This window comes from Paucibacter sp. KCTC 42545 (assembly GCF_001477625.1).
GTDB lineage: Bacteria > Pseudomonadota > Gammaproteobacteria > Burkholderiales > Burkholderiaceae_C > Paucibacter_A.
In genome coordinates, this window is sequence record NZ_CP013692.1 from 2,208,732 (window position 1) to 2,229,532 (window position 20,801).

At 54.9% G+C, this 20,801-nt stretch carries 18 protein-coding genes and 3 pseudogenes; 7 read left to right on the forward strand and 14 right to left on the reverse strand.

Annotated features, from left to right (window positions below; all coding sequences use genetic code 11):
* Positions 1-43: 43 nt before the first annotated feature.
* Together AT984_RS22945 and AT984_RS09710 are read right to left on the reverse strand one after the other, a co-directional pair.
* On the reverse strand, positions 44-196 hold the full coding sequence (locus tag AT984_RS22945) for a hypothetical protein (protein WP_156421973.1): 153 nt from the start codon (positions 194-196) through the stop codon (positions 44-46).
* On the reverse strand, positions 196-510 hold the full coding sequence (locus tag AT984_RS09710; protein ID WP_156421974.1) for a hypothetical protein: 315 nt from the start codon (positions 508-510) through the stop codon (positions 196-198). Before AT984_RS09710 ends, AT984_RS22945 begins: the two co-directional genes overlap by 1 nt.
* A 470-nt stretch (positions 511-980) precedes the next feature.
* Between AT984_RS09710 and AT984_RS22490 the strand changes: the two genes are divergently transcribed.
* Entirely contained in the window at positions 981-1,397 is a 417-nt protein-coding gene (locus AT984_RS22490) for a plasmid mobilization protein (protein WP_197418292.1), read from the forward strand.
* Complete coding sequence (locus tag AT984_RS22950) at positions 1,394-2,047, forward strand: hypothetical protein (protein WP_156421975.1); 654 nt, start codon at positions 1,394-1,396, stop codon at positions 2,045-2,047. The genes AT984_RS22490 and AT984_RS22950 overlap by 4 nt, the downstream gene beginning before the upstream one ends.
* Before the next feature lie 47 nt (positions 2,048-2,094).
* On the opposite strand, the pseudogene AT984_RS09725 reads toward AT984_RS22950, so the two are convergent.
* Positions 2,095-2,610: pseudogene (locus AT984_RS09725) on the reverse strand (IS3 family transposase); the annotation flags it as partial.
* Positions 2,611-2,777: 167 nt separating this feature from the next.
* Here AT984_RS09725 and istA point away from each other — a divergent pair.
* Entirely contained in the window at positions 2,778-4,328 is a 1,551-nt protein-coding gene (gene istA, locus AT984_RS09730; RefSeq protein ID WP_058718810.1) for an IS21 family transposase, read from the forward strand.
* Positions 4,329-4,351: 23 nt separating this feature from the next.
* Positions 4,352-5,089 carry an IS21-like element helper ATPase IstB gene (gene istB / locus AT984_RS09735; protein WP_058718811.1) on the forward strand — a complete coding sequence of 246 codons (738 nt, stop codon included), beginning with the start codon at positions 4,352-4,354 and terminating at the stop codon, positions 5,087-5,089.
* Positions 5,090-5,251: 162 nt separating this feature from the next.
* Here istB and AT984_RS23500 read toward each other — a convergent pair.
* The 9 genes and pseudogenes from AT984_RS23500 to AT984_RS09785 form a co-directional block, all read right to left on the reverse strand.
* Positions 5,252-5,886: pseudogene (locus AT984_RS23500) on the reverse strand (transposase); the annotation flags it as partial.
* A 36-nt stretch (positions 5,887-5,922) separates the two neighbouring features.
* Entirely contained in the window at positions 5,923-6,579 is a 657-nt protein-coding gene (locus AT984_RS09750; protein WP_082679922.1) for an ATP-dependent nuclease, read from the reverse strand.
* A gap of 195 nt (positions 6,580-6,774) precedes the next feature.
* The gene (locus tag AT984_RS09755; protein WP_058719928.1) at positions 6,775-9,486 is read right to left on the reverse strand and encodes a DEAD/DEAH box helicase; all 2,712 of its coding nucleotides are present in this window, start codon (positions 9,484-9,486) and stop codon (positions 6,775-6,777) included.
* Between the two features lie 9 nt (positions 9,487-9,495).
* Positions 9,496-11,166, reverse strand: coding sequence for a site-specific DNA-methyltransferase (locus AT984_RS09760; RefSeq protein ID WP_058719929.1), 1,671 nt, complete (start codon positions 11,164-11,166; stop codon positions 9,496-9,498).
* Positions 11,167-11,235: 69 nt separating this feature from the next.
* Positions 11,236-12,537 carry a replication-associated recombination protein A gene (locus AT984_RS09765; RefSeq protein WP_058719930.1) on the reverse strand — a complete coding sequence of 434 codons (1,302 nt, stop codon included), beginning with the start codon at positions 12,535-12,537 and terminating at the stop codon, positions 11,236-11,238.
* A gap of 31 nt (positions 12,538-12,568) precedes the next feature.
* Positions 12,569-12,970 (reverse strand): annotated as a pseudogene (locus AT984_RS09770) (AAA family ATPase); the annotation flags it as partial.
* Between the two features lie 18 nt (positions 12,971-12,988).
* Positions 12,989-13,612, reverse strand: coding sequence for an outer membrane lipoprotein chaperone LolA (lolA, locus tag AT984_RS09775; RefSeq protein ID WP_058722209.1), 624 nt, complete (start codon positions 13,610-13,612; stop codon positions 12,989-12,991).
* Between the two features lie 19 nt (positions 13,613-13,631).
* Positions 13,632-15,995: a DNA translocase FtsK gene (locus tag AT984_RS09780; protein WP_058719932.1), complete on the reverse strand. Its 2,364-nt coding sequence runs from the start codon at positions 15,993-15,995 to the stop codon at positions 13,632-13,634.
* A gap of 92 nt (positions 15,996-16,087) precedes the next feature.
* Entirely contained in the window at positions 16,088-16,753 is a 666-nt protein-coding gene (locus AT984_RS09785; RefSeq protein WP_058719933.1) for a Crp/Fnr family transcriptional regulator, read from the reverse strand.
* A 174-nt stretch (positions 16,754-16,927) separates the two neighbouring features.
* On the opposite strand from AT984_RS09785, the gene trxB reads away from it, so the two are divergent.
* The 3 genes from trxB (at position 16,928) to rpmG (ending at position 18,782) form a co-directional block, all read left to right on the forward strand.
* Positions 16,928-17,887, forward strand: coding sequence for a thioredoxin-disulfide reductase (gene trxB, locus AT984_RS09790; protein WP_058719934.1), 960 nt, complete (start codon positions 16,928-16,930; stop codon positions 17,885-17,887).
* A 452-nt stretch (positions 17,888-18,339) separates the two neighbouring features.
* Entirely contained in the window at positions 18,340-18,573 is a 234-nt protein-coding gene (gene rpmB / locus AT984_RS09795; RefSeq protein ID WP_058719935.1) for a 50S ribosomal protein L28, read from the forward strand.
* 41 nt (positions 18,574-18,614) lie between these two features.
* Entirely contained in the window at positions 18,615-18,782 is a 168-nt protein-coding gene (rpmG, locus tag AT984_RS09800) for a 50S ribosomal protein L33 (RefSeq protein WP_058719936.1), read from the forward strand.
* Positions 18,783-18,887: 105 nt separating this feature from the next.
* Here the strand turns inward: rpmG and AT984_RS09805 are convergent, their stop codons facing one another.
* Together AT984_RS09805 and AT984_RS09810 are read right to left on the reverse strand one after the other, a co-directional pair.
* Positions 18,888-19,400, reverse strand: coding sequence for a DUF3016 domain-containing protein (locus AT984_RS09805; protein ID WP_082679923.1), 513 nt, complete (start codon positions 19,398-19,400; stop codon positions 18,888-18,890).
* 164 nt (positions 19,401-19,564) lie between these two features.
* Entirely contained in the window at positions 19,565-20,791 is a 1,227-nt protein-coding gene (locus tag AT984_RS09810) for a DesA family fatty acid desaturase (protein WP_058719938.1), read from the reverse strand.
* Positions 20,792-20,801 lie beyond the last annotated feature (10 nt).

Consider the following 20,801-nt stretch of genomic DNA (forward strand, 5'->3'; position numbering starts at 1 on the left):
TTGATCACCCAACACTCAAGGCACCTGCTTTCAGCCCATTCTTTCACACGATAGATTCAAGCACCACTTGAAGCTCTTTGAGCCTTTGGGCATCGTTTGGAATAGTGAAAGCTTGAATCACATCCCTTAAGTCAGCTACAGACACCTGCAAATCGGATTGAGTGGTCAGAATGTTCTTATCGTAGTGAAAGTTCATCATTCACCTCCACCTTCATTTAGATTGTTTAAATCAAAGTCACTCCTATCACTATGCGACTGAAATTCTTCTGCATCACTGACTGTTTTCTTAAGTTTTTCAAAATGCTGCCCCTCTTTTCCAGATATTGCATTGGTGAACCACCTCTGCTTCATCTGATAGTCAAGGTCTTTCTCCACCAACTCTTCAAGTTGATCTTCAAAGTTGACACCTTTAACACCATAAACATACTTCGCGAGTTGATAGAGACCTCTAGACATTCGAGGCCCAATCCTTACTGTTGTTCTTTCATTTTTTATGCTTTTTTTAGTCATTACGAAAATTTCCCAATATCGTTCATGACTTATTGAAACGTATTTTTTTATGAAGTCAACAATAATGACAAATTGAGTTCATGTCACATGGCTACATATATGATGAATTTGCCTTATGTCGCATGAACACATATATGATGAATCTGCCCTATGTATCATGGCGACGTCGTCTTCTATTGATTTTATTGGATATGACACAGTCCGTTTTTTATTCATACAAATTTTCAGCCATAAATCATCTGCTCATACCACTTATGATCGTTGACTTCGATTTTGATCTTGCTAAAGTATTAGTAAGCACCGTTACTCTAACCCCCTAAAAATCCAAAAAAAAGGGGAAATGGAGTTTAAGCAAGGTCAATCAATCCTACGTTAACCCTTTCGGGCTAACTTTAGGTTGAATATCGTGGGCTTCACCCACACCCGCTGCTGCGCGAGGCTCGATAAAAACAAGAATAAGGAGGCTTCCATTGGAAACCAATAGAAAAGAAAAAGACCCGACACTCAAAAAAAGATCGGGCCAAGCAGGTGTAGAAGCCAATAGAAAAATTCGCAACAAGCGTTTTGAAATCAGGTTCACGCCTGAAGAATGGATCGCTCTTCAAGAAAGAGCCGCTGAAGCTGGTGCAGCTTCCACCGCAATCTTTGCACGTGCTGTTCTTCTTCCAGCACACGATCAATCCAACCACGAAACTAAAGCAGAACACAAATTGCGTGTTCAGCTTCTTGCCTCTCTTGGAAAAATCGGTTCAAACATAAATCAAATCGCGCGATCCCTCAACCGTTTGCAAGTTTGGAATGACACAACTGAGGGAATGTTCCAGGAACTCACCAAGATTCAGGAAGGAGTGAGCACTATTTCGGATCTATTCAAGGGGAAAAAATGAATGTCACCATTTTTCCTACTGGCAAAGGAGGTGCTGAGTCAGCCGTCAAATATTTACTCAGTGATACCGACCATGAGAACAAAAAGCGATCTGTCTCACCCGAAATTCTGTTCGGCGATCCAAACACTTTCACTGAAATAGCCAATGCCACCAAGAGGCTGCATAAGTACACCTCTGGTGTTATCGCTTTTCGTGATGGTCTTGAATCTCAATCCGTTACTCCAGAGCAAATCACCACTCTGATTGAAACCTTCCGCTCAACATTCCTGCCAGGTCTGAAGGTTGATGAAAACTTCGCTGACTTCTGGGTCATGCACTGCGAAAAAGGAAATGTTGAACTGCATTTCCTATTTGCAAATACTGAGTTGGTCAGCAATTCTCAACTTGTCATTCATCCGCCCGGTGAAAAGAACATTCAGTTCTTCAATGCCTTCTCAGCAGTGATGAATGACAACTTTGGTTTTGCGCAAGTTGTGCCCGATCCCCTCAAAATTGCCTTGAAGCCGTTTGAAGCCAAGTCACCCAATGGGAAGAAGGATAAGAAAGCCAAAGATGACTTTGCCAAGGTGCTTCACAGCGAGATCGTCAATGGCACCATCGGCAATCGCAATCAGTTGATTGGCTACATGAAACGCCATGGCCTTGACTGACCTGCCCCCTCCCGCCGTACCAGCCATGCGGAAGTCCGGGTTGAAGGTTACTTGATCTCGTTGCGTGTAGCCGGTGGCGCCTGGTTCTTGGTGCGGTGGCGCTGCGCGAACTCGGCCGGCGGTATCCGACCCAGGCTGCTGTGCGGCCTCACCTCGTTGTAGTCCTGCCGCCAGATGGCGATCTCCGAGCGCGCCTGCGGCAGCGTCTGGAACCAGTGCTCGTTCAAGCACTCGTCGCGGAACTTGCCGTTGAAGCTCTCGATGTAGCCGTTCTGCATGGGCCGCCCTGGCTGGATGAGGATGTGCCGCACGTCGTGAGCTTGCGCCCAAGCGATGAAGGCCCGGCAGGTGAACTCCGGCCCGTTGTCGGTTCTCACCGCCGCAGGGTAGCCCCTGAAGATCGCGGCCCGGTCCAGCAACCGCGTCACGTACTGGCCCGAGATGCCGTAGTCCACGGCGATGTCCACACACTCGTGCGTGAAGTCGTCGGCCACAGTCAGGCACTTGATACGCCGGCCATTGGCCAGGCTGTCGGAAACGAAGTCCATGCTCCACTGCGTATTTCAGCCCATCCCGGCCACCCATTTCAGCGGAACGCGGACAGCGTTTCAGACGAAGGCGGACACCATTTCAGGCTGATCGCGGACAGCGTTTCAAACTGATCCCGGACACCCCTGGCGCGCGCAAGTGACCTGAGCCGTAGGCATGCTGACCGATTTTTCGGTCCGTCATGCCCACTCCCAGGATTCACATGCGCCAACTTCGACAAACCCTTCGACTTCACCTTGAATCTGGCCTGAGCATGCGCGAGTGTTCGCGCGTGCTTGGCATCGCCAAGTCGACCGTCAATAGCGTCGTTATGAAGGCCCGCGCCGCCGGTGTGGACTGGGCCGCCGCCCAGACGCTGGACGATGCCGCCTTGGAGGCTCGCTTGTACGGCCCCGCTGTGCCTCGGTCCAGCACCCAGCTTGAGCCCGACTTCGCCCTCGTCCACCAGGAACTCAAGCGCCCCGGCGTCACCTTGCAATTGCTCTGGGAGGAGTACCAGCGCGGTCTGACCGACGCCGGCTCGCAAGCCTACAAGTACACCAGCTTCTGCGTGAAGTACCGCGCCTGGGTCACCGGCCTCAAGCGCTCGATGCGCCAGGTCCACCCGGCCGGCGAGCGCCTGTTCATTGACTACGCCGGCCAGACTGTGCCCTTGGTGGACGCTGCCACCGGCGAGATCCGGCAAGCGCAGATCTTCGTGGCCGTCCTCGGCGCCTCGAACTACACCTTCGCCTGCGCCACGCCGACACAGACAGCAGCCGACTGGGTCGGCGCCATCATGGATGCGCTGGAGTTCATGGGTGGCGTGCCCCGGCTGATCGTGCCGGATCAGGCGCGCGCCCTGATCGCCCGGCCCGACCGCTACGAGGCCACGCCTAGCCGTCTGGTCGAAGAGTTCTGCGACCACTACGACGTGGCGATGCTGCCCGCGCGTCCTGCTCATCCCCGCGACAAGCCCAAGGTGGAGGTCGGCGTGCAAATCGTCGAGCGTTGGATTCTGGCGCGGCTGCGGCACCGGCGCTTCTTCACCCTGGCTGAGCTCAACGCCGCTGTCCGGGAGTTGCTGGTGGACCTGAACGCTCGGCCGTTCAAGAAGCTACCCGGCTGTCGGGCCAGCGCCTTCGCGGCCTTGGATCGGCCGCTGCTCAAACCCCTGCCGGCAGCGCGCATGCCCATCGCCCGCTTCAAGCGCGCCCGGGTCAATATTGACTATCACGTTGAACTCGATGGCCATTACTACAGCGTGCCGCACCGGCTGGTGCGCGAGCAGGTCGAGTTGCGCATCACTTCGACCACGGTGGAGATTCTGGCGGGCCAGCAACGCGTGGCCGTGCACGCCTACAGCGTCCGGCGCGGGGCGCACACGACGGCGCCCGAGCACATGCCGGCCTCCCACCGGGCGCACCGAGAGTGGACCCCAGCCAAGCTCATCGCTTGGGGTGAGCACATCGGCGTGGCCACAGCCGCCGTGGTGCGCTGGCAGATGGAACACCGGCCGCACCCCGAGCAAGGCTACCGCTCCTGCCTCGGCCTGCAAAGCCTGGCGCGCCAGTTCGGCCACGAGCGGCTGGAAGCGGCCTGCGTTCGCGCCATGTCGATTCGCTCGCCGACCTACCAAAGCGTCAAGTCGATCCTGGCCACCGGCTTGGACCGGCAAGCCGCGCCGGCCCAAGCCACGCAGGCCGCACTCCCGCTGCATGACAACGTGCGCGGCCCCGATTACTACCACTGACCCCACTGAAGAAGGAGAAGCTCTTGCTCAACGAACACACCCTGGATCAACTGCGCAGCCTGCGCCTAGACGGCATGGTGCAGGCGCTTACCGATGGCGCCACCCGCACGGCAGCGGCCGAGCTGTCCTTCGAGGAGCGGCTGGCCATGCTGGTGCAACGCGAGGTCGATTGGCGCGACGGCAAACGCCTGGCCCGGCTGCTCAAGGCGGCCAAGCTCAAGGTCAGCAGCGCCTGCATCGAGGACATCAACTGGCGAGGCTCGCGCGGGCTGGATCGCAGCCTCATCACCCAACTGGCGGGCTGCGACTGGCTGCGCCACGGCCACAACGTGTTGCTCACCGGGGCCACGGGTTGCGGCAAGACCTGGCTCGCATGCGCGCTGGCCCAGCAGGCGGCACGCCAGGGATTCGCGGTGTTGTACACGCGGGCGCCGAGGCTGCTGGAAGAGCTGCGGGTGGCCCACGGCGACGGCTCCTTCGGCCGGCGCCTGGCACAACTGGCGCGCATTGACCTGCTGGTCATCGATGACTTTGCGATTGCACCGGTCACGGCGGCCGACCGTAACGACCTGCTGGAGTTGCTCGACGACCGGGTCGGCAGCCGCTCGACGCTCATCACCAGTCAGCTACCCGTCTCAAACTGGCACCAATGGTTGGATGACCCGACATTGGCCGATGCCATCTTGGACCGGATCGTCCATTCGGCACAAAAGATCGCGCTCAAGGGCGAGTCGCTGCGCAAGAAACAGGACTCGGTATGAGCACCAAACCAACCACCGCAGAACCGTCCGGGCCAGCCCAATTCAGGCTGATCGCGGACACCTGAGCTACCATCAACCCAGGCACTTGCGCGCACCCAAACTGTCCGCGATCAGTTTGAAACGCTGTCCGCCATCACGCTGAAATGACTGTCCGGGATCGCTGAAATCCGCACTCCACACCTCATTGACTCGGGTCGGCACGGTGAGCGGCACGCGCTCGCTGGCTGCCCGTCTGATCTTCTTGCGCTTGCGCACCGCCAACTGCGCCTGGCTGTACAACCGATAGACGCGCTTGTGATTGACGCCTGGGAACTGTGGGCGCAGCACGTCATGGATGCGGCGATAGCCGAAGCGGCGCCGCACCTGTGCGATCTCGACGATCTTGGCGCTGAGTTGCTGCGTGGCCTCATCGACCACGGGCGGGTTGCGATAGCTGTCTCTGGAGAGCCCCACCAGGCGGCACGCGCGGCGTTCGGACAGATGGTGCTGGGCAATCATCTGGGTCGCCGCGTCGCGCCTGACCTGCGGGGCTAGGGCTTTACGCCGAAGACGTCCTTGAGCGCGTGGATGTCCAGGTGGGCCTCTGCCAGCAGGCGCTTGAGCTTGGCGTTCTCGCCTTCGAGCTCGCGCAGTCGCTTGGCATCCGTGGCCTGCATGCCGCCGTACTTGGCCCGCCACTTGTAGAACGTGGCGTCGCTGAAGCCGCCTTGCCGGCACAGCTCCTTGATCGGCATGCCGGCCTCGGCCTGCTTCAGGAACCCAATGATTTGTTCCTCAGTAAATCTGCTCTTCTTCATGTCCATCATTCTCCTGGTTGATGGACTTCCTCTCCATTACGCTGGTACGGCTGGGAGGGTGCAGGTCACCGCGTCAAAATTCTTGAGTGTGACAAGGCGATCAGCATCTAACGAAGTCCGGGCAGTCCTAGAAGCTGTCGCTAGAAGTTCGTTCAAGCTCTGCGCTTCGGTCAGCTTGGCTAATGCTGTTCCAGCGGCCCAAGATAACTGCTTTTCACTGAACGCACCAATTAAGCCAACACTTACCTTGGCTCTGTCAGCTTGCTTGAATTGCACACCTTCAGGCGTCCGATCAGTAACGACGATCCACTTGGGCTCCAATTCCTTGCCGACAGTTAGGCGAACCGTCAGGACAGATTCAAGGTGGTCATCTGATTCATCAGTGAGCTTCTGGGTGGTTTTATCCCAGCCACGTTGATGATGGCCATACTTTTGATCGGAACAAAACTCAGGAGTCAAATCACCAAGGGTGACTTCGATGACTATGCCGTTATCCACCTTACACTGATAAAAATCAGCATCAGTAAATATTGGGTTCCACTGAGGATAGAAGGCATAGCGAAGCGCCTCCAAAATTGTGGATTTGGACGAATCACCTTTTCCAATTAGGCAGAAAATTTCGGCTGCTGGCAAACTCCAATCAAGCTCTTTAATACCCCGAAAATTTTTGATAGAAATTTTTCTAATTTTCATTTGTAAAAATCCCTGGAATTAAGTTGCTTGATATGGAGTTAGAGACTCAATCTTTTGGTTTCAATGCCTCGCCAAAAAAAACAATAGTGAGTGGCAGGTCGGCTAAAAGCAGCAACTTTTCCATACTCATTTATTGCCTTTCTCGCTTATCAATGGCCAAGGTAACAAAGCATCAATAATGGTGCTTTCTTCACTTTACAATGCCTCAATCAGCTTCAGCACATCACCAGTGGTATGAGCCCCGTCAATCGGGTTGCTCTCAAAAACCATCATGTAGTGATAGCGGTAGCCTGTTTCATGCGCAATTTGGTTAGCTTGGGACTCCCAAATCTTGCCAAGCTTCAGCTTGTCCTTGGAGTCAGAGTTATCCCTATCATCACCCTTGGTTTCCACCACAATGATGTTCTTGCTCTCAGTGAGAACAATGAAGTCAGGGTAGTGATTAAGGAAACCATTCAGCAAGAACCCCTTGCCCCGTTCAAGGTTTCTGTGCCACCAGACAATGTTTTCCAGTTCTGCAACACCACGGATAACCTTGCTCTCCAAGTTATTCACACTACCTTCAGTGACATAAAGGCTCTTGCTGATAGCAGGAGCATTTTCACTTGGAGCAATCCAAGCAGGCAACGAGAATGACGGACGAAGTTTGATTTTCTGAGTGGTCAGCCAGTTGCCAAATTCCTTAGCAGCATACTCATTGGCAAGGCTCTGTATCTTGTCCTTAATGAGCTTGACATACGCATAATCACGCTCAAGGCAATCAGCACGTAGATCAGCATTCATGGCCTCAACAATTCGTTTGAGGTAGTGCTTAACATCGTTGTCTTCAATTGGGTAGAAACTGTTCTTACCAATTAGGCTGAAGAGCCGACCAACGATAGAGGTGATTTGACCTGAAGTCGGTTGACTCTTGATGATGCTGTTCAGCTTTTCCTTTTCTGCCTTCTTCACTACAGTGAAAGATGGAGCACTTTCACCATTACCAATTTCTTCTGCATCTACCTTATAGACATCCGATTCAATGGCTGTGAAATTGATAGTGGCATCGAGGTTTGCCAACACAAAGTTGGACAGCAAGTTTTCTTTAGCCAACTTGTGCCACTCATCACCACTGTCAAAGAACCCACCATCAGAGGGCAACTTGATGAAGAACTGGGGTAGCTGAATTGCCTTTGCAGACTCTTCAAACTTCTGCTTCATCTTATGCTCGTTCATATGGGCCTTCAGTTCTTCAGGAACAGATTCACCACTCGTAGCATTGGCCTGTTCTTCAAATTCTTTAGCTTGTTCAGCAGCCTGATTCTTGATTGCTTCAACACCTGTTGCATCACTGCCAGTTGAGGCAGGCTGATCGCCATTTGGGGCTATAGCAGCTTGCTCCACAGCTTGTTGTTCCCAGTCAGGATTGAGCTTGCTCTTCTCAATTTCAAGATCCTGGCCATCACCAGTTTCAGCAGGCTTTTCCTCACCCGTTTGAGCAGCAAGGTTCAGCTCTTCTTGAGCAGGTGTTGGAGTTGGTTTTTGTTCCTGCTCAATCGCAGACAGATCAAATTCTCTGTAGTCGCGCTTTGAGAAACCAGCCTTGTTCAAACCCGCAACCACCTGACTCAAAGTGTTTTGGAAGTGGCTGGACGAGGTAAACACATAGCTCAAGTTGAGTAGCTCAATGCTGTGCTTTCTGGTGTAAGGCATACGCAGCACACGACCCAAAATTTGAGTCACATCCACCACAGAAGACTTGTTTGCCAGTGTCGCAAGCACATAGGCAAAAGGACAGTCCCAACCCTCTTTCAGCGCATTGACTGTGATGATGTATCGCACTGAGCAATCACGACTCATCAAATCAACATTCTTCAACTCGTTGATGTTGGCAGTCTTGATGGCAATGTGTTCTTTGGGAATGTTCAGATCCAACAGAATTTCACGCACCTTCTCAAATGTGGTGGTGTCATCCTTGTTCTTCGGTTCAGCCTGGAACAGCACGATGGGGCGAATGTAGCCACCACCCTTCTCTTCGGCTTTTTTAGCAAACTCTTCCAACTGACGCCGCATATTCAGGGCCGCCATGATCACATCTTCTTGGCTTCGTTGATTGGCAACAATCACAGGAAGCTTGACCATGTTTTGCTTCTTGAGTCGCAGGGCATCAACATAGCTGATGATGTTGCTGTTATCTCGTGGTGTAGCAGTCAGGTCAAATATGAAACTTGGGTTGAGGTTGCGAAGCATGTCCACTGACAACGTGCTTTCTGCATTGTGGCTTTCATCCACAACCACAATCGGCTTGAGAGTCCGCATGACATTGATGAGCGCAGAGGGATCGGTTCCTTCCAATGGCTCAACAACTTCACCGTCATCATTCAAAAACGAAGCAAGGTAGCCGTTTTCTTGAAACGCTTTGCGGTTCTCTTTGTTGGTGGCCTTGAGTGAGTCAAACGACATCACCACCACTGAAAGTTGCTCCTTCACAGTGTCCGCATTGAACCCTGCACCCTGAAGGACATCAGCCTTCTCGTAAATCTGCACACGACCATTGAACAGGTCATTCAATCGCTGACGATATGGGTGATCGATGTTGGACAGGTTCTTTACTGTCTGTTCAAGGATGGTCAGTGAAGGAACCAGCCACACCACGAACTTAGGACGTGTGGGGTTGTATTCAGCAAAGGCAGAAAAAATTCTGTCCAAGGCATTCACTGCAATGAAGGTTTTTCCGCCAGCAGTGGGAACCTTCACACATACATGAGGCACCTCCTTGATGTTGTTCTTGTATGCCTGATTGAGAACACCACGATCTTTCCAATACTTGATAAAAGCATTGGGAAGATGACCCTTGCATTCAAGCAGGGTTTCCAGATATGTACTGAGGTCAGTCAGGACATCAGCTTGATAGTCTTTGAGTTCCATTTTTTCTTCTTAGAATCGTGTGATGTCACGTGGAATGCGCTTGAATGTGATGCCGTGCTTGTAAAGGAAATCCTTATCCAAAGCACACTTGTCGGCGTAAATCACAAACTGTTCAGGCCTGGACGGTAGATCCTTGATTTTCAGTTGTCCGAGAAAATCAATGTCAAGCGTCGTCACGCGATCCTTCTCATAGAAGAAGACACATAGCGCCGTTTCTGTTGCACCTAAAGCATAGGGACTCACAGGATTATCTGAAGTGAGCCGCTTCTCCTTCGGAATGTTTTCTGTGTAAGCCACATAGTCTCTAATGGCTTCTGCACCAACTTCTTCATTGAGGTTCTTGTCCTCTTTAAACAGAGTCGGTCCAAGGTCATAGAAGTCAAATCCGCCACCAGTACCAGCAACAAACTTCGTATCCTGCCCATACCCATTGATGACACGGCGAACGCGTTCAGCAGTGACCTCTTCGGCGTAATCCATCATTTCGCACAGAATGAATTGGCGGCGGCCACCATCCTGTGAATTCAATTTAAGAACTGCTTGTGCAGTGGTTCCGCTACCACCAAAAGAATCAAGAACTATGGCTTCGTCGTTGTCACAAAGTTCTAAGCAATCAACAATCAAATCTACAGGCTTAGGGAATTCAAACTGAGACGCAAGACCAAGACGGCCAAGTTCAGTTGTGCCTTGCTCACTGATGTATTTGGTTTCTGTCCAGATGGACTTAGCTTTGACCGTTTCTTTTCTGTACTTCTCAAAAACACGCCAAGCTCCTTCACGAGTTTGACGCGCATACAAAAATTCTGTAGTCGCAGCCTTGGTCTTAAGGGTGAACTTTTCTTTCCCCCACCGCCAACAACTCTCTACACCCTCACTATTGAACGGCTCGATCTTGAAGGAGTCAGGGTGCTCTTCTAATGAAACAATGTAGTTTCCGCTTTCGTCAACTATGCCAGGGCGGGCATAGATCGGATAGAAGAGATTTGGACGATTAAAGCGACCAAATTTGGGATTACGGTTACGAAGCTCTCTTGAAGAGAAAGAACCAAATTTATCTTTTTCTGGAAGATTAGTCCCTTCTGTAGATAACTCTCCAAGTTCAGACAAAGAACTCTTACCAAAGCAAAGAAGGTATTCGTGAGTCTTGGCAATTTGCTTGTATGTCTGTCCGCGTTTGTTTGACTGAACAATGATTTGAGCCAAGAAGTTTGACTCTCCAAATATTTCATTCATCAACAGGCGAAAATGAAATATTTCGTTATCGTCAAGACTAACGAAAATTACGCCATCTGAAGCCAGGAGGCGATGCAAAAGCTTCAACCTTGGGTACATCATGCAAAGCCACTTGTCATGACGACTCAGATCCTCCCCTTCCTTCTTAACGACTTCACCAAGCCATTTTTTGATCTTTGGGTGATTCACTGCATCGTTATAGGCCCAACCTTCATTACCAGTGTTGTATGGCGGATCAATGTAGATGCAGTTGACCTTCCCCTCGAATTCTGGCAACAAGCTTTTTAGGACTTCAAGATTGTCGCCGTGAATAATTCGATTGTTTTCTGTATTCTCTTGTCCTTCAACAGTTGCAGTGAAGCTATATTTCTTATTCAGCAAACGAAAGGGAACGTCATAGTGGTGGTTAACCACTGCGCTCTTTCCTACCCAGTGCAGTGTTGGCATAAATCTATCTTTTTATAAGTCACTGGCAAGTTTGCACCAGTGAATGTTTATCGGAATTCGTTTGAATTTTTATTCCCCGGCTTCCTCATCCCACTTCCGCAGGAGAGCAAGCTTTTCAGCAATCTTAACTTCAAGCCCTCTGGGCACTGGCTGATACCAACCCGGTTCTTCTATGCCTTCAGGAAGATAGGTTTCACCAGCAGCATAGGCATTGGGTTCGTCATGAGCATATCGGTAGTCATGCCCATAACCCAGTTCCTTCATGAGCTTCGTTGGAGCATTGCGAAGATGAACAGGAACCTCCCGGCTCTTGTCTTGCTTCACAAAGGCTTTAGCTTGGTTGTAGGCGTTGTAGCCAGCATTGCTTTTGGCAGCTATAGCCAAATAGATGACAGCTTGCCCCAAGGCTAATTCACCTTCAGGACTACCCAACCGTTCATAGGTCAATGCAGCATCATTAGCTATCTGCATAGCCCTTGGATCAGCAAGTCCGATGTCTTCCCATGCCATGCGAACAATGCGCCGTGCCAGATACCTTGCATCAGCACCACCGTCCAACATTCTTGTCAGCCAATAAAGGGCAGCATCAGGATGGGAGCCACGCACCGACTTGTGCAAGGCTGAAATCTGGTCATAAAAGTTGTCCCCACCCTTGTCAAAGCGACGACTGTTCAGGGTCAAAGCATTCTGCAAGAAGTCAGCATTAATTGCCGTGATTCCAGAGGCTTCGGCTGCTGTACTGGTCTGCTCCAACAGGTTCAAGAACCTTCTGGCGTCCCCATCTGCATAGCCAATTATCGTGTCTCTAGCCAGGTCATCAAACTGAAGATGGCCAATGGCAAGTTCTTGAGCGCGAACAAGCAGCAGCTTCAGTTCTTCGTCAGTCAGCGATTTCAAGACATAGACCTGAGCCCGCGACAACAAAGCCGAATTCACTTCAAAAGAAGGGTTCTCAGTAGTAGCACCAATGAAGGTGACTAGCCCACTTTCGGCATAGGGAAGAAGTGCATCTTGTTGGGACTTATTGAACCTGTGAATTTCGTCTACGAACAAGATCGTGTGCTTGCCCATAGAAAGGTTCTGTTGTGCCTGCTCCATAGCACCACGGATGTCTTTGACACCAGAGAACACCGCAGACAAGGCAATGAACTCGCACTTGAAGGCTGTAGCTGTGAGGCGTGCCAAAGTGGTTTTACCAACACCCGGCGGCCCCCAGAAGATCATGGAATGGGGTTTGCCTGACTGGAAGGCAAGTCTCAAAGGCTTACCTTCACCCAGCAAGTGCGACTGCCCGACCACCTCGTCCAAGGTCTTTGGACGAAGTGCTTCAGCCAGTGGTGCGGAGGGCTCTTGTGCGAACAAATCAGCCATGCTTCACCCCCATTGAACAATGGGGAAGCACAAGTAATTGCACAAACGCCTTCCTAAGTTGTTGATTTATATATGACTTGACAGCTTTATTGAAGCGGTGGATTTCGTCAACAAACAAAATCGTGCGCTTGCCCAGGGCCAGGTATTGCTGGGCCTGCTCCATCGCGGCGCGGATGTCTTTCACGCCGGAGAACACGGCCGACAAGGCAATGAACTCGCATTTGAAGGCCGTGGCCGTCAGCCGCGCCAGCGTTGTTTTGCCCACCCCAGGCGGGCCCCAAAGAATCATCGAGTGCGGCGTACCCGACTCAAAGGCAAGGCGCAGCGGCTTGCCCGGCCCCAACAAGTGCGACTGACCGACGACCTCGTCCAGGGTGCGCGGGCGCAGCGCCTCGGCCAAGGGCGGCGTGGGTTGGGCGGCGAAAAGATCCATGTGGCTTGAGCTGCTAACTCACTGCTCGATCAGATCGGCTCCGGCAGGCAAGACAAAGCGAAATCGCTCGGCCGCCACGCTGGCATTGGCATTGACTGCCGAGAAGTCCAAGCGCGAGCGCTGGCCGAAACCGTCAACGATCTCCAGCGCCGCCAGCACCGAGCCCTTGAAGCCGATCTTCAAAGACTGAAAGCCACCGTCCGCCAGTTTGGGCTCGGCCTGCACCCAGTCCAAGCCCTCTTCGGAGGCCAAGGCTTTGAGTTTGAAATCGCGCTCCAGATTGCCGCCTGCCAACAGGGCCGCAGGCGTGGCGCCCAAGGCCTGATTCATGCGGCGGGAGCTGGCTTGCTTGAGATCGGGGTCAAAGATCCAGACCTTCTGACCATCCGCCACGATCAATTGCTCAAACGGCTTGGTGTAGGCAAAACGGAATTGATTGGGGCGCTGAAACTCAAAAGTGCCCGAAGACATCTTTTTGCGCACACCATCGGGCGAGCTGACGGTCTGCGTGAATTCGGCGCGCCCGCTTTTGACCTCGCGCACAAAGTCTTTCAGGGCAGAAACGCCATCGGCCTGGGCCGCGCCAGCCAGCATCAGCAACCCGGCCAGGCCCAGCGACTTGATTCGATTCAACAACTTCATCTTCATGGATTGACCTGCTTTACTCGTCGCGCTTCGGAATGATCAGATCACGGTTGCCATTGGTGCCCATGCTGGACACCAAGCCCGACTTCTCCATCTGCTCCAGCAAGCGCGCCGCCCGGTTATAGCCAATGCGCAGATGGCGCTGCACCAGCGAAATGGAAGCCCGACGATGCTGCAGAACAATGGCCACCGCCTGGTCGTACATGGGGTCGGCCTCACCCTCAGCGCCTGCGCCACCGCCGCCAGCTTCACCGCCCTCACCTTCCAGCACGCCGCCTTCCAGAATGCCTTCGATGTAATTGGGCTCGCCCTGCGACTTCAGATACTCCACCACGCGGTGAACTTCCTCGTCGCTGACAAAAGCGCCGTGCACGCGAATCGGCAATCCGGTGCCTGAGGGCATGTAAAGCATGTCACCCATGCCCAACAAGGCCTCGGCGCCCATCTGGTCGAGGATGGTGCGGCTGTCGATCTTGCTGCTGACCTGGAAGGAAAGCCGGGTCGGAATATTGGCCTTGATCAGGCCGGTGATCACATCCACCGAGGGGCGCTGGGTGGCCAGAATCAAGTGAATACCGGCGGCACGGGCCTTCTGCGCCAAGCGCGCGATCAGCTCTTCAATCTTCTTGCCCACCACCATCATCAGGTCGGCCAACTCGTCGATGACGACGACGATGAAGGGCAGGCGCTCCAACGGTTCGGGCATCTCCGGGGTCAGGCTGAAGGGGTTGGGAATGAGTTCGCCGCGCTCGCTGGCTTCATCGATTTTCTTGTTGTAGCCGGCCAGATTGCGCACGCCTAGCTTGCTCATCAGCTTATAGCGCCGCTCCATCTCGCCCACGCACCAGTTGAGCGCGTTTGAGGCCTGCTTCATATCCGTCACGACGGGGGCCAGCAAATGCGGGATGCCCTCGTAGACGCTCATTTCAAGCATCTTGGGGTCGATCAAAATCAGGCGCACATCGCGCGCTTCGGCCTTGTAGAGCAGGCTCAAAATCATCGCGTTGATACCCACCGACTTACCGGAACCGGTGGTACCAGCCACCAGGCAGTGCGGCATCTTGGCCAGGTCAGCCACCACGGGCAGGCCAACAATGTCCTTGCCAAGGCCCATGGTCAGTTGCGAGGACGCATCGGCATAAACCTGCGAGCCGAGAATTTCTGACAGACGGATGGTTTGGCGCCGCGCATTGGGCAGCTCCAAAGCCATGAAGTTCTTGCCGGGAATGGTCTCAACCACCCGGATCGACACCAGGCTCAAGCTGCGCGACAAATCCTTGGCCAAGCCGACGATTTGCGAGCCCTTCACGCCCGTGGCGGGCTCGATCTCGTAGCGGGTGATCACCGGGCCGGGCGAGGCGGCCACGACTCGCACCTCGACGCCAAAGTCGCGCAGCTTCTTCTCGATCATGCGCGAGGTCATCTCGAGAGATTCGGGCGTGACGGATTCGACCCGCAGCGGCGCGGTGTCCAGCAGATCCACCTGCGGCAGCTTGGTATCGCTGGCGTCCACGAACAAGGTCTTCTGACGCTCCTTGGCCACGCGGGTGGACTTGGGCACTTCGACCACGGGCGCCTCGATCACGATGGGCACATGGTGTTCTTCCACCACCTGGCGCTCAACCTCCACCACATGCTCGCGCTCTTGCGCGGCCTGTTCGCCGACGCGTTGATCTTCGGCCTGCTCGCGACGTTCTTGTTGGCGCTCACGCAACTCGTCAAGGCGGGTGCCCAGGGTCTCGGCGAGGCGCAACCACGAGAAGCGCAGTGCGAGACCTGCGCCCAACAAGAGCAAGGCAATCCACACCACACCCGAACCCGCAAAGCCCAGGGCGCGCATGCTCCAGGGGCCCAGCGCATAACCCAGCACGCCACCGGCATGTCCTGGCAGGCGCGCTTCCCAGGAATAAAGGCGGGTCCACTCGAGCGCGCAGCTGGCGCTCATCAAGAGCAACAGGCCCAAGGCCCAGAGCGCGAAATAGCGCCCGGCCGAGCGCTCAGGCGCTGGTGCTTCGGCACGCAGCAAACCGGCCAGGCCGCTGAGCCACTGGCGCAAACTCACCAGCAACAGCCACCAGGCCGAATAGCCAAAGCTGAACAAAAGCAGATCGGAAATCCAGGAACCCAGGGCGCCGACGCGATTGCCGTAGAGCGAATGCGTGCCTGAACTCGAAAAAGCGGCATCGGCCGGGTCATGAGTCAGCATCGCCAACAAGACCAGACACCACAGCAAACCACCCAGCAGCAGCCAGACCGGCGTGCGCAGGGGATTGTGGCGAGGGGCAGGCGCGCTGGCGCCCTTCTTGCCTTGCCGTTTGTAGACTTTGTCGTTTGCGCCGAGCTCGTCGTCGCGCAGCAGGGAACCCAGGGGAAAACTCATGCCAGCATTGTGGCGCAGGTTTCAGGCGACCTGCGCAAACGAGTCACTGCAGCACAAGGTCCCTGCCGAACGCAAAGCCTTCAAGCGATCAATCAATCAGGGAAGCGTTCCTTGATGACCACCGAGCCATTTTCCAAAGTCTCGATCACGCCGCGCTCTTCCAAGTCCTTCATCACTCGGCTGACCATCTCGCGGGAGGCACCCACGACCTTGGCCATATCCTGACGCGACACCTTGCCGCGGATGATCTTCAGGCCCTTTTCCTCTTCCGACATATCCAGCAGCGTGCGTGCCACGCGACCGTAGACATCGAGCAGCGCCAAAGATTCAATCTGTCGATCCGCATTGCGCAAGCGCGCCACCAGGCCACGCAAAATGGCGTAGGACAGACTGCTGGTGTCCGGCAGGCAGCGCGCAAACTCCAAGCGCCCCAGCACCAACATATCGGTTTGCACCTCGGCACGCACCGTCGCGGAATGCGGTTCGTGGTCGATCAAACTCATCTCGCCCACATAGTCGCCCGGTTGCAGCACCGCCAGAATCACCTCACGACCACGGGTATCCGCCGTCAGCACACGGGCTCGGCCATTCAGCAAAATGAACAAGGCATTCGATTTGGTGCCTTGCTCAACGATCAACTCGCCGCGCTTGAAGCGCCGCTTGACCACACTGTCCGCAATGGACTGCGCCTGATCGGTCGTCAGCAGTGAAAACAAAGGCACCCTGCGGATCAGGTCCAGATTGGACAACATTGCCATTAACGGCCTCCTTTGAATAATGGTTTGAAATCGGCACAAACCCCAAAGCATGAAGCGTACCTAAAATGCGCTCAGCGATTGTGCCAATACCTTCTTGCAATCACATGCCTTCTGCAGCGGAAAAACCCGATCCAGGCGCCTTGTGTGTGCGGGATACAACCCCATAGTAATGTCATGAGCTCAACCACCCAACACCACTCGCTGCTGATTCTCGGTTCCGGCCCCGCTGGCTACACCGCTGCAATCTATGCCGCACGCGCCAATCTGAAGCCCACATTGCTGACCGGCATGGCCCAAGGCGGCCAATTGATGACCACCACCGAGGTGGACAACTGGCCCGCCGATGTGATGGGCGTGCAAGGCCCCGAACTGATGGAGCGCTTCCAGGAACACGCCGAGCGCTTCCAAACGCAAATCATCTTCGACCACATCAACGAGGTCGACTTCACCAAGCGCCCCTTCACCCTCAAGGGCGATAGCGGCATCTACACCTGCGACGCCCTGATCATCGCCACCGGCGCTTCGGCCAAGTATTTGGGCCTGCCTTCTGAAGAGGCCTTCATGGGCCGCGGCGTCAGCGGCTGCGCCACCTGCGACGGTTTCTTCTACCGCGGCCAGGAAGTGTGCGTGGTTGGCGGCGGCAATACCGCCGTTGAGGAAGCGCTGTACCTGTCCAATATCGCCAGCAAGGTGCATGTGATTCACCGCCGCGACAAGTTCCGCGCTGAACCCATCCTGATCGACAAGCTGACCGAGAAGGCCAAGTCGGGCAATGTGGTGCTGCATCTGTGGAACACCCTGGACGAAGTGCTGGGCGACCAGAGCGGCGTCACCGGCGTGCGCATCAAGAGCACCGCCGACGGCAGCACGCAAGACCTGGCCCTGCAAGGCTGCTTCATTGCCATCGGCCACCAGCCCAACACCGACATCTTCAAGGGTCAACTGGAGATGAAGGACGGCTACATCGTCACCAAGAGCGGCCTGAGCGGCATGGCCACCATGACCAGCGTGCCTGGCGTGTTTGCCGCTGGCGATGTGCAGGACCATGTCTACCGCCAAGCCATCACCAGCGCCGGCACCGGCTGCATGGCCGCACTGGATGCACAGCGCTTCTTGGAGCAAGAACAGGCTTGATGGACTGACAAACAGTGGCCTGCACTCTTGGCGGTGCAGGCCACTGCGTCAAGGCTATCGCCCGTATCGCCACGAATGCGTGCAAGGTCTGGTGCTGTGCTGGGCTGACCTGAAAGCCCCCACTGGCGAATGCCGGGGCACTTGGCCTACGAGCTACCCCGCCCCACTCCCACACGACTTCCCGTCGGACCCGTGCACCCGAAGGACGGCTTCACCAGCCTTGCCCTTCACCTGTCAAGATCGCCTCCGCGGCCAGCTGATTGGCGCCGCGGCCTAGCAGCCCTGGCGCATCACCCACTTTTGCGCTATACTCGCGGGCTTGCTTGCTGGATGGACCACGCTCGATGAGTCAAATCAAAGGGTTTAGCAGGTAATAAGTGGTCATGTGGTCAATGCCGGTTTGCAAAGCAAGCTGGGTTGGCTGGTCAATATTTCGATACAGGAGAAGCGTCATGGCACGCGTCTGTCAAGTCACGGGCAAGAAGCCCATGGTGGGAAACAATGTTTCCCACGCCAATAACAAAACCAAGCGTCGCTTTCTGCCTAATCTGCAGTACCGCCGCTTTTTCCTGGAGACCGAGAACCGCTGGGTTCGTCTGCGCATCAGCAATGCTGCCCTGCGTTTGATCGACAAAGTCGGCATCGAAAAAGTCGTGGCCGATCTGCGCGCCAAGGGCGAGCTGTAAGCCAAGCCCTGATCTAGAACTGATATAGCAAGGACAAAATCATGGCAAAAGGCGCACGCGAAAAGATCAAGTTGGAGTCGACCGCAGGTACGGGTCACTTCTACACGACCGACAAGAACAAGAAGACCACGACCGGCAAGCTCGAATTCATGAAATTCGACCCCAAGGCTCGTAAGCATGTTCTGTACAAGGAAATCAAGCTGAAGTAATTCAGCCTTGACTCCCGAGGCTGCCTCGCCAGCCTCACAAAAAAGCCCCGCAGCGCAAGCTGGCGGGGTTTTTTCATTGGGCAAGTGAGCTGCCCTAGCGGCAAATTACTTCACCTGTTTGCCCGCCGCAATTTCGGCTGCAAACTCTTTGGCAAACCAGTCGTCCATCATCTTCTTCTCGAAACGCAGCGAGTCATTGGCATCCACACGATTGAAGCTACCCAGGTAGCTCATATCCTGCAAGCGCGCCTTGGCTGACCGCACTTCCTTGCCGCCTTCGCTGAGCGTGTAGCGCAGCTCCATCGACGGGATGGTCACATTGCGCATCACCCGCAGCATCTCCATCGAACGGCCATGCGGCTCAAGCTCGCCGGCCAGATTCACATCGCTCACATCGATCACCAGATCACGCCCCGGCAGCAAGCGGTCACCCAAGGAGCGCAGATGCGCTTGCAGCTCTTGCAGCACGCGCTCCCGATCCACCGTCGACTGACCCACATCGGAAAACTTTTGCGGCTCAAGGAAGCGCACTTCCACATGCGCGTGCGCGGCACCAACCAACAGCAGAGCGCTACTCAACACCACCATGGGCATTGCCTGTCTAGTTTTGAGCTTCATCGATCGATCTCCTCTTTGAAACAAGTCACGCCCAAGTCTAGGCGTCAGCCATGAAAAAGGGCACCCACTTGGGTGCCCTTTCTGTGCCGGCTTTGTGAACTTACTTTGCTCGTCAACTCAAGCAGACCAAGCAGACTAAGCCAGCTGGAGTCTCAAGACACAACTCAGGCCGCCATGCGCGCCTGGCGCAAGCTCATCGAGAAAGCACGCAACTCCGCAATGCCACTCTCTTCCGCGCGCCGACACCAAGCCTGCAAGTCGCTGACCAACTGCTCGGCCGAGACATTGGTGCGGGTCCAGAGTTGACGCAACTCTTCACGCATCGTCATCAGCTTGTCCAGGGCCGGGCTTGCCGCACGGGCACCTGCCAGCTGGGGCAGCAAGTCGGCGGGGATACGGTCCTCATCACGATGCAGCCAACGCTTAGCGGCCTTGAACTGGGCCCACTGCGCGCTGTGCTCCTCGCCCTGCGCCTTCAGCTTGGCCAACTCGGCCGCACAAGCCGCCTTGAGGCCGCGGCGATAGCTGGCCATGACTTCATAGCGATTGGCGATGATGGCCTCAAGCGTCTGCTTGTCGGCTGGCTTGATGGCGCCCGTCAGCAGCTTGGGCGCCGTCTTGCGCACCTTGGCCCAACCCAGCATTTCAAAGGCACGGATATAGCCCCAGCCGATGTCAAACTCAAAAGGCTTGACCGAGAATTTGGCCGAGGTCGGATAGGTGTGATGGTTGTTATGCAACTCCTCACCGCCGATCAAGATGCCCCAAGGTGAGACATTGGTCGAGGCATCGGGCGCTTCGAAATTGCGGTAGCCCCAGAAGTGGCCAATGCCGTTGATCACGCCCGTCGCCCAAACCGGAATCCAGGCCATTTGGATCGCCCAGATCGTGGCACCAATCGCGCCAAACAGAGCCAGATTGATGATTAACATCAGGCCAACACCTTGCCAGGAATAGCGGGTGTAGAGGTTGCGCTCGATCCAGTCGTTAGGTGTGCCAAGGCCATACTTGGTCACGGTCTCCGGATTCTTCGCTTCGGCGCGATACAACTCCACGCCGGTCAAGAGCAAGGCCTTCAGGCCGCGGGTTTGCGGGCTGTGCGGATCTTCTTCGGTCTCGCACTTGGCGTGGTGCTTGCGGTGAACGGCGACGAATTCCTTGGTCACCATGCCGGTGGTCAGCCACAGCCAGAAGCGGAAGAAGTGCGCCGGAATGGGGCCCAAATCCAAGGCACGGTGCGCCTGCGCACGGTGCAAGAAAATGGTCACACCCAGAATCGTGAAGTGGGTCACGACCAAGGTGTAGATAACTATTTGCCAAGCGCTGGCATCCAGCAAGCCGTTGCTGAGCCAAGCCACAAGGCCGTCATGTATCGTCGTCAAGAGGTTCATTCGATCCTTA